The 9,758-nt window shown below is 51.7% G+C and carries 12 protein-coding genes; 10 read left to right on the top strand and 2 right to left on the bottom strand.

Annotation, left to right across the window (positions count from 1 at the left end; translation table 11 throughout):
- The 8 genes from AC6R1A_RS03480 to ruvX all read left to right on the top strand — a co-directional run.
- Positions 1 to 147, top strand: a 147-nt coding sequence (locus tag AC6R1A_RS03480; protein WP_500646142.1) for a methionine adenosyltransferase domain-containing protein, incomplete at its 5' end; no start/stop codon positions are given.
- A 485-nt stretch (positions 148 to 632) separates the two neighbouring features.
- Positions 633 to 1,433, top strand: coding sequence for a DUF2189 domain-containing protein (locus AC6R1A_RS03475; protein WP_500633826.1), 801 nt, complete (start codon positions 633 to 635; stop codon positions 1,431 to 1,433).
- Positions 1,434 to 1,523: 90 nt separating this feature from the next.
- Positions 1,524 to 2,021: a SprT family zinc-dependent metalloprotease gene (locus AC6R1A_RS03470; RefSeq protein WP_500633827.1), complete on the top strand. Its 498-nt coding sequence runs from the start codon at positions 1,524 to 1,526 to the stop codon at positions 2,019 to 2,021.
- 199 nt (positions 2,022 to 2,220) lie between these two features.
- A complete protein-coding gene (locus AC6R1A_RS03465; protein WP_500633840.1) occupies positions 2,221 to 2,919 on the top strand; it encodes an endonuclease in 699 nt (232 codons plus the stop codon).
- A 134-nt stretch (positions 2,920 to 3,053) separates the two neighbouring features.
- Positions 3,054 to 3,785, top strand: coding sequence for a 16S rRNA (uracil(1498)-N(3))-methyltransferase (rsmE, locus tag AC6R1A_RS03460; RefSeq protein WP_500629329.1), 732 nt, complete (start codon positions 3,054 to 3,056; stop codon positions 3,783 to 3,785).
- Positions 3,786 to 3,801: 16 nt separating this feature from the next.
- Positions 3,802 to 4,752 carry a glutathione synthase gene (gene gshB / locus AC6R1A_RS03455; protein WP_487903653.1) on the top strand — a complete coding sequence of 317 codons (951 nt, stop codon included), beginning with the start codon at positions 3,802 to 3,804 and terminating at the stop codon, positions 4,750 to 4,752.
- Positions 4,753 to 4,829: 77 nt separating this feature from the next.
- Positions 4,830 to 5,393, top strand: a complete 564-nt coding sequence (locus AC6R1A_RS03450) for a YqgE/AlgH family protein (RefSeq protein WP_334554101.1) — start codon at positions 4,830 to 4,832, stop codon at positions 5,391 to 5,393.
- 95 nt (positions 5,394 to 5,488) lie between these two features.
- Entirely contained in the window at positions 5,489 to 5,911 is a 423-nt protein-coding gene (gene ruvX, locus AC6R1A_RS03445) for a Holliday junction resolvase RuvX (protein WP_334553512.1), read from the top strand.
- Between the two features lie 62 nt (positions 5,912 to 5,973).
- Here the strand turns inward: ruvX and AC6R1A_RS03440 are convergent, their stop codons facing one another.
- On the bottom strand, positions 5,974 to 7,080 hold the full coding sequence (locus AC6R1A_RS03440; protein WP_500629332.1) for a PilT/PilU family type 4a pilus ATPase: 1,107 nt from the start codon (positions 7,078 to 7,080) through the stop codon (positions 5,974 to 5,976).
- 10 nt (positions 7,081 to 7,090) lie between these two features.
- Entirely contained in the window at positions 7,091 to 8,128 is a 1,038-nt protein-coding gene (locus AC6R1A_RS03435) for a type IV pilus twitching motility protein PilT (RefSeq protein ID WP_334553508.1), read from the bottom strand.
- Between the two features lie 24 nt (positions 8,129 to 8,152).
- Between AC6R1A_RS03435 and AC6R1A_RS03430 the strand changes: the two genes are divergently transcribed.
- Positions 8,153 to 8,854, top strand: coding sequence for a YggS family pyridoxal phosphate-dependent enzyme (locus tag AC6R1A_RS03430; protein ID WP_500633828.1), 702 nt, complete (start codon positions 8,153 to 8,155; stop codon positions 8,852 to 8,854).
- Between the two features lie 68 nt (positions 8,855 to 8,922).
- On the top strand, positions 8,923 to 9,741 hold the full coding sequence (proC, locus tag AC6R1A_RS03425) for a pyrroline-5-carboxylate reductase (RefSeq protein WP_500633829.1): 819 nt from the start codon (positions 8,923 to 8,925) through the stop codon (positions 9,739 to 9,741).
- Positions 9,742 to 9,758 lie beyond the last annotated feature (17 nt).

Raw genomic sequence — 9,758 nt, 5'->3', positions numbered from 1 at the left:
CGTCCATACGGCCTGCAAGAGATGCTGAACCTACTTCAGCCAATCTACAAGAAGACCGCCGCTTACGGCCACTTCGGTCGTGAAGAGTTCCCTTGGGAAGCGACGAATAAAGCCGCAGAACTGCGTGACTTCGCTGGTCTCAAGTAATCACTGAGCCACACTATTTCAGGGCTTTTGGTTCGCCAAAAGCCCTTTCTTTTGCCTGCTATCTGGCCTCCTCGCTCGCTGTGCTCACCCCGACCTCGCATCCCCACCCATCATTGAACAAAATTTAACCTCCCAGGTTGTAATTTACGCCATTGAGGTCAATAGTTAACAATATGTTAAATGAACGCATCCAAGGATGACGTCTTTACGTATAAAACCAGACGTGACTGCCATCCCCTCTGCGCCGAGTAACACGCGCAAAGCTTGTGTTCAGATCACGGCACCAACATAAAACTGAGAGTTCACACCCTTTAACGTCAGCGTCTAGGAGCACATCAGCGAATCGGGTCAGCACTCTCTCGTGTTTGCGAACGGCTTGCGTTTAAAAACGTCTTCTGTTTACAAATACATAACAACCCCTTTTCTCGGCCACCAGTAAAAAGGCAAAGAAGAGGATGAGAATCGAGATTGATCAAGGAGGAGTTATGCCTCGTACGGTTAACCCACATGACTTCAAAGAGCAAAAACATAAGGAAGTCAGCGACCACGAATACGCGCGCACCATACCGTGTAATCAGGTCAGTATCTCTGCCCCATTTCATTGGCTCGCGCTCGGCTTGCACGACTTTGTTCGCATGCCGCTGATTAGCGCTTTCTACGGCTTGTGCTTTATGGCGGCGGCCATCGGCATTGTTCTCCTCGTCCAGTGGCAAGGCACCCACCTTGTGGTGATGCCCAGTCTGGTCGTCTATATGCTCATCGGGCCTTTTTTAGCGCTCGGTTTGTATGACGCGAGCTGGGAGCGAGAGCGCGGACATAAACCGAGTTTGCTTCACTCGATGAAAGCCATCGGACGTAACTCCACTTCACAATGGGCGTTTGCCGTGCTGCTTGCGGTGTGTATGATTTTTTGGATGCGTATCGCGGCGCTGCTGCACGCACTCTACCCTTCGGTACAAGGGGCGCCGTTGAGCGACTTCCTCCCCTTCTTGATCATCGGCTCATTAGTGGGTTTAGTGCTGGCGTGTGTCGTGTTCAGTATCTCAGCGTTCGCCATTCCACTGATGATGGAGCGACGCGTGGATATGATGACCGGCGTATTCAGTAGCTTTAACGCCGTCAAGTCCAACATTAGTGCCATGATCGTCTGGGCTGCGATCATTTGTGGCGGGATCTTAATAGGCTTTGCCACTTATGGTATCGGGATGCTCTTTACGATGCCGATACTCGGCTACGCCACTTGGCACGCGTATCATGAGGTGATTAAGAAACGCCATCACCCTTAACATGTGGCCTATTTGAGGTATAGTGAACGCCCCGAGCTCTCTCGGGGCGTTTTTTTATCCTGTATCTCTGCCAGCGAAGATGAGTCACCTGTGGATTTAACCCTCACCTATTCAACTCAGCGAGTGATCGCGCAATGCATCGAGCAAGCCCGCCAAGCGTTCGGCCGGCCGTTTCCTATGCCAACGCTCTCGTTTAAGCTGCGCGGTAAAGCGGCAGGAAAAGCGTACCTGCAACTCAATGAAATCCGCCTTAATCCGGTGCTGTTTGCGGAGAATCAAGCGGCGTTTCTCCAAGAAGTGATCCCCCATGAAGTGGCCCACCTTGTCACCTATCAAGTTTATGGTCGCGTTCGCCCGCACGGCAAAGAGTGGCAAGGGGTCATGGAGTCGGTGTTCGGTGTCAAAGCCAACACCACCCACAGCTTTGCTGTCACCTCTGTTCAAGGTAAAACCTTTGAATACCTCTGTGCGTGTCGCGGCTATCCGCTCTCTATTCGACGCCACAATAAAGTGCAGCGCAACCAAGCAAGCTATCGCTGCCAACAGTGTCAGCAGACACTGGTGTTTTCTGGCAAACAGTTGTCGTAATCCCCCACACTCCATCCCTGCCAGCTATCTATCCCCACTCAATCACACCTTATGGCGCGATCTCGTTCAGCGTAACAAATAACATCATCACTAAAATCCTACCTTTTTGCGTGCTAGACTGTGAAAAATAATACTTTTTTCATGCTTTAACGCTCACTCAGGTTTCATTATGTCTCGACTGCCCGTTTGGTTTACTGTGATGAGCTCGCTGCTAGCGGTGACGCTCTCTTCTGCTTTCTCTTTCGCGCACGCAGCGCCGCCGTCCTCTTTTTCCAAAGCAAAGAAAGAGGCGGTCAAGATCTACGTCGATCACCCCACCAGCTTTTATTGTGGCTGCAATATTGAGTGGCGAGGGCGCAAAGGCACGCCGGATCTTAACTCATGCGGCTATCAGGTGCGTAAGCAAGAGCGCCGAGCCTCTCGCATTGAGTGGGAACATGTGGTGCCCGCTTGGCAATTTGGTCATCAACGTCAATGCTGGCAACAAGGTGGGCGTAAATACTGCACTAAAAACGATCAGCAATTTCGCTCGATGGAAGCCGATTTGCATAACCTGACCCCAGCGATTGGTGAGGTCAACGGCGATCGTTCAAATTACAACTTTAGCCAATGGAACGGGATTCAAGGAGTGACCTATGGGCGCTGTGAGATGCAGGTCAACTTCAAACAGCGTGAAGTGATGCCGCCCGATCGAGCGCGAGGCTCCATTGCTCGCACCTATCTCTACATGAGTAAAGAGTACGGATTTAAACTCTCAAGTCAGCAAACCAAGCTGATGAATGCGTGGAATAAAACCTACCCCGCCGACGCTTGGGAGTGTGAACGCGACAACCGCATCGCTAAAGTGCAAGGCAACCACAACCCGTTTGTGGTTGAGGCATGCCAAGCAACACCATAACCACCTAGCTCTAGAAACTAGGAACTAGGCACTCGACTTCTCAGCACGCTTTATCTCACGCTAGCCCCTTGTTTTTTCGCTCAAAGGCATCCATGTTAGTGGGATAACTTTTGGATTTGCAGGAAACCAACGCAATGCGCATGCCACGACTCTATCACCCAGAGACCATCCACCAGCTTGGGCCTCTCGCCCTCAGTGACGATGCCGCCGGCCACGTCGGCCGAGTGCTGCGCATGAAAGAGGGTCAACAGGTGCTGTTGTTTGATGGCAGCGGCGCACAATTCCCTGCCACCATTACCGCTGTAGGAAAGAAAAACGTCGACGTCGAGGTGTTAGAGCGCGTTGAACAAAGCTGCGAGTCACCGCTGGATCTGCACTTAGGTCAAGTGATCTCACGCGGAGATAAAATGGAGTTCACTATTCAAAAATCCGTTGAGCTTGGCGTCAATACCATTACGCCCCTTATCTCTGAGCGCTGTGGCGTCAAACTCGACCCCAAACGTTTTGAGAAAAAGCTCGCTCAATGGCAAAAAATTGCTATCAGCGCCTGTGAACAGTGCGGCCGGAATACCGTTCCTACCATTCGCCCGATTATGTCGCTCGAAGCGTGGTGCCAAGAGCAATTCGATGGCTTGAAGCTCAATTTGCATCCGCGCGCCAAATACTCAATCAACACCCTACCGACTCCGGTAGAAAAAGTGCGTTTGTTGATTGGCCCTGAAGGCGGCCTTTCTGGCGATGAAATCGATATGACGCAGCAATACCAATTTGAAGAGACGCTGCTCGGTCCTCGCGTGCTACGTACCGAAACCGCAGCCCTTACCGCTATTACCGCCCTACAAGTTCGCTTTGGCGATCTTGGCTAAACGGAGAACACTATCCATGATCAAACTCGGCATCGTGATGGACCCGATTTCGTCCATCAACATCAAAAAAGACTCTAGCTTTGCCATGATGCTGGAAGCGCAGCGCCGCGGCTACGAAATTCACTACATGGAGATGAAGGATCTTCATCTAGAACAGGGCGTCGCGATTGCGGACACCAAAGTGGTGGAGCTAAAAGAAGATCCAAGCGGCTGGTATCAGTTTAAGTCTGAGCAGACCATTGAGCTGTCAGAGCTTGATGCGGTATTGATGCGTAAAGATCCCCCATTTGATACCGAATACATCTACGCCACATACATCCTCGAGCGCGCCGAAGAAAAAGGCACCTTGATCGTCAACAAGCCGCAAAGCTTGCGCGACTGCAATGAAAAACTGTTTACCGCGTGGTTCCCAGAGCTGACGCCAACCACTTTAGTGACTCGCAGCGCAGACAAAATCAAAGCCTTCCGTGAGCAACATGGCGACGTAATTTTAAAACCATTGGATGGCATGGGCGGCGCGTCGATCTTCCGTGTAAAAGAGAACGATCCTAACGTTTCCGTGATCATCGAAACCTTGACCAACCATGGTCAACACTACGCGATGGCGCAAACTTTCGTCCCAGATATTAGCAATGGTGACAAGCGTATTTTGGTGGTGGATGGCGAACCGATGCCCTACTGCTTAGCGCGTATTCCTGCCAAAGGAGAGACTCGCGGTAACCTAGCCGCAGGCGGACGTGGCGAAGCAAGACCACTGAGTGAGACAGATAAACAGATCGCTCTCGCTGTAGCGCCTACACTTAAAGAAAAGGGGCTGATTTTTGTTGGCCTTGACGTCATCGGCGACAAACTGACTGAGATTAACGTTACCAGCCCAACGTGTATTCGTGAAATCGAAGCCGCATTTGATATCTCCATTACCGGCAAGCTGATGGATGCGATTGAACGTCGCATTGAGCAGAAATAATCTATCGGTGATGGGATAACCCAGCTCTTGAGCGGCATTCGCGCTATGAGTGCCGCTCAATTTAAGGTGGAGTCATGATGAATTTAACCAACCATTTTCTCGTTGCCATGCCGGGGATGAAAGATCCCTACTTTAAGCGCAGTGTCATCTATGTGTGTGAACACAACGAAGAGGGCGCTATGGGTCTCATGATCAATGCGCCTATTGATATCACCATTGGAAAAATGCTCGAACGCGTCGATGTGCAGCCCGTTCATCCGCAGCTCAACACCGACAGTCTGGAAAAACCGGTCCTTAATGGCGGGCCTGTGTCTGAAGACCGAGGCTTTATCCTTCATCGCCCTAAAGACACGTATGAATCCAGCATTCAGATGACCAGTGAAATCAGTGTCACCACCTCCAAAGACATTTTGAGTGTGCTCGGCACCGAGGCAGAGCCTAATCGCTACTTGGTCGCACTGGGGTATTCCGGTTGGGAGGCGGGTCAGCTAGAGTCGGAGCTCTCAGAGAATTCATGGCTAACCATTGAAGCCGACCCATCGGTCATCTTTGATACCCCGATTGCCGATCGCTGGCAAAAAGCGGTGCAGATGCTCGGCATTGACGTCGCACAGCTGTCCAACGACGTCGGTCATGCGTAACCATTCCGTGTTGCGCTAAAACGATAAGCGGCGATAACCCCTCGCCGCTGATTCACTCTAATTTCACGAATCTAATTTCACTAAGCAGAACCCTTATGTCTAAAACCATCATGGCCTTCGACTACGGCACCAAAAGCATTGGCAGCGCCATTGGCCAAGAAATTACTGGCACCGCCTCACCACTAAAAGCGTTTAAAGCCAAAGACGGCATTCCCAATTGGGATGAGATAGGAAAGCAGATTGCCGAGTGGCAACCGAATCTGTTGGTGGTAGGGCTACCGACCGACCTGCACGGCAAAGACCTCGAAAGCATCACTCCGCGAGCCAAAAAATTCGCCAACCGCCTCCATGGCCGATTTGGCCTACCGGTAGAACTGCACGATGAACGCCTCTCGACCACCGAAGCCCGTTCCGAGCTGTTCTCGATGGGCGGCTACAAAGCGCTCACCAAAGGCAACGTTGATTGCCAATCCGCCGTGATCATTCTAGAAAGCTGGTTTGAAGCCCAATACCAATAACCCCAATTCCTAAAGCGAGTTCTATCAAACGCCCTCCCTCTAGGAACTAGGAACTCGCCACTCTAATCCATATCAATCTTAACGTTATCCAACGCCCCACCGCCAAAGCCTTCTTGGCGATTGGTTTTCAGCATGATACGCAAATCATTGGCGGAATCAGCACTGTGCAAGGCATCCTCTTCGTTGATCTTGTCTTCCACCACCAGTTGATACAGCGCTTGGTCAAAGGTCTGCATGCCCACTTGGTTGGATTTGGCCATGGTGCTTTTCAGCTCATGCAAATCGCCGCGACGAATCAGATCCGAGACACGTGGGCTGTTGAGTAGAATTTCAAACACGCCGTGACGTCCTTGGCCGTTTTTATCGCGAATCAACTGCTGAGCAATCACACCACGCAGGTTCATCGACAGGTCAAACAAGAACTGCTCTTTTTGCTCTTTCGGCACCAGATGTAAGATCCGCTCTAACGCTTGGTTGGCGTTGTTGGCGTGCAGTGTGGCCATACACAAATGGCCCGTTTCAGCGAAGGTCATGGCGTACTCCATCGTCTCACGACTGCGGATCTCACCAATCAAAATCATATCCGGCGCTTGACGCAATGAGTTTTTCAGCGCCACTTCATAGCTCTCGGTATCGAGCCCCACTTCGCGCTGCGTAACAATGCAGCGCTGGTGTTCATGAACAAACTCTATCGGGTCTTCGACCGTCAAAATGTGCCCGCTGCGATGCTGGTTGCGATAACCCGTCATCGCGGCCATCGTGGTCGATTTACCCGAGCCCGTCGCGCCCACCACCAGAACCAAGCCCCGCTTCGCAATCGCCAGGTCTTGCAGCACCTCTGGCAGCTTTAACTGCTCAAACGTTGGGATTTTGGTTTCAATGCGACGAATGACCGCACCGGGCAACTCACGCTGGTGAAACGCCGAGACACGAAAGCGCCCCACCTCTCGCACAATGGCGAAATTGGCTTCGTGTGTCTGGGCAAACTCCGCTTGGCGTTTTTCATCCATCATGCCGACCAGGAGCGCATCCACATCAGGTTGAGTCAGCGTTTCACCGTGCGCTTTAAGCTGACCATCGACGCGATACAATAACGGCGCGCCTACCGTGATATAGAGATCCGACGCTTTTTGCGCCACCATCTCTTCTAAACAGGCTGTAATGTCCATCCGTCACCTCTTAAAATGGCGTGCTTTGCACTTCAATTTTCTTCGCCACTTCGTCGGCATCCACCAAGCCTTGCATGATCAACTGCTTGGCATTTTGTTCCATGGTTTGCATGCCGTGCGCCGCGCCCGTTTGAATAACTGAGTACATCTGCGCCACTTTATCTTCGCGGATAAGGTTACGAATCGCCGGCGTCGCCATCATGATTTCATGACACGCCACGCGTCCCCCGCCAAGGCGCTTGAGCAGTTTTTGGGCGATAACGCTGCGCAAGGATTCAGACAGCATAGAGCGCACCATGTCTTTGTCGCTCCCCGGGAACACATCAATAATCCGGTCAATGGTTTTCGCGGCGCTACTGGTGTGCAGCGTACCAAACACCAGGTGACCGGTTTCTGCAGCGGTGAGAGCAAGGCTGATTGTCTCTTGGTCACGCAGCTCACCAACCAAAATCACATCCGGGTCTTCACGTAACGCACTGCGCAGCGCGTTGTTGAAGCTGTGGGTATCACGGTGCACTTCACGTTGGTTAATCAAACACTTATTGTTGCTGTGCACAAATTCAATCGGATCTTCAATGGTGAGAATATGCTTATTGTGGTGGCGATTAATGTGGTCCACCATGGCGGCTAATGTGGTGGATTTACCCGAGCCAGTGGGCCCAGTCACTAACACTAAGCCTTTTTCCATATTGGCAATGTCGGAGAAAATCTTTGGCGCCTCTAACTGCTCTAGGCTTGGGATCTCTGTCGGGATAGTACGAAAGACCGCCGCACAGCCACGACTTTGATTGAAGGCGTTGACCCTAAAACGGCCAACATCGGAGAGTTCAAACGAGAAATCGACCTCAAGGCGCTCTTCAAATTCGCTGCGCTGAGCATCATTCATGATGTCGAACACTAAGCGATGCACCTCAGAGTGCGACAAAGCAGGAACGCCCAGCTTTCTGACATCACCATCAATACGAATCATTGGAGAAACCCCAGCAGAAAGATGTAGATCTGAGGCATTATGCTTTACACTAAAATCCAGTAACTCAGCGATATCCATTTCAATTCCTTAATAAAGTTAGCTATGAGTAGTATTCAACAAAACATCGAACAGATCACCTCACAGATTGATGCGTCCTTACAAAAGTGTGGACGCCCTCGAGACTCAGTGCAACTTCTCGCGGTAAGTAAAACCAAACCTGTTACCGATATTTTTGCAGCAGCGCAGGTTGGGCAACGTGCGTTTGGCGAAAATTACGTCCAAGAAGGGGCGGATAAAGTCGATTACTTTCGCCAAAATCACCCAGAGTTAGCGTTGGAGTGGCACTTCATCGGCCCGATTCAATCGAACAAAACCCGTATCGTGGCGGAGAATTTCGCCTGGGTACATACCGTTGACCGCGCCAAAATAGCGCAGCGCCTTAATGACCAGCGCCCGGCAGGCCTAGCGCCGCTGCAAGTGCTCATTCAAGTCAACACCAGTGGCGAAGCGTCCAAATCCGGCGCCAGTGGCGAAGAAATCTTCGCACTCGCAGAGTTGATTTCTACGCTGCCCAACCTCACTTTAAGAGGGTTGATGTCCATTCCGGCAAGCACACCCGATTACGTGGCTCAGCTAGGTGCTTTCACTGAACTGGCTGAGTTGCAGAAGTCGTTGGCGCAACGTTTGCCAAACGTCACTTTAGATACATTATCGATGGGCATGAGCGGGGATATGGACGCCGCCATTGAAGCAGGCAGCACTATGGTGCGTATCGGTAGCGCGATTTTTGGCGCCCGTAGTTAAGCGCCATCCCCAACTATTACGGGCCGACACTTGGGCCCAATAACACAGAGATAAGGATTCACTCCGCCATGGAACAGAAGAAGATTGCCTTTATTGGTGCAGGAAATATGGTTCGCGCTATCGTTGCTGGCCTTGTCGCTGATGGCTACCCAGCCTCACTGATTACCGCGACGGCGCCGTCAACCACGCGCCGCTTGCCACTGGAAGAGGCCTATGGCATTCACACCACCAGCGATAATATTCAAGCAGCAAACGAGGCGGATGTGGTGGTTCTTTCGGTCAAGCCACAAATGATGGAAGCGGTCTGTCAGCCACTACAGGGCATCGACTTTTCCAACAAACTGGTCATTTCTATTGCCGCAGGCATTCATTGCCAACGCCTACAAGAGATGCTCGCCACAAAGGCGCCACTGGTGCGTGTTATGCCAAACACACCATCGCAACTAGGCAAAGGGATGAGCGGTCTCTACGGGCCAGAGAGCGTCAGTGATAGCGACAAAGCCTTTGCTGAGCAGCTGATGAGCGCAGTGGGCCGCTGCTGCTGGGTAGAGCAAGAGTCCGGCATCAACAACATCATTGCCGCCGCAGGCAGCGCGCCGGCATACTTCTTCCTATTTATGGAAGCGATGCAGCAAGAGGCGATGGCTCAAGGATTTGACAAAGAGACCGCCAGATTGCTCGTCCAGCAATCGGCATTGGGCGCGGCTGAGATGGTGGTCGCCAACCCAGATATTGAACTGTCGACACTGCGCGAGCAGGTGACCTCCAAAGGGGGTACTACCGCAGAAGCGCTGCGTACATTCAACGAACACCAACTTTCCGCTATAGTAGCCAAAGCAATGCAAGCTGCGGTCAGCCGTGCGCAAGAGATGGAAACACTGTTTTAAAGTTCTGTTTTAACAGC

The organism is Vibrio sp. R10-SG3-ISO3 (genome assembly GCF_059834225.1).
This window is presented reverse-complemented; position numbering and strand designations above follow the sequence as displayed.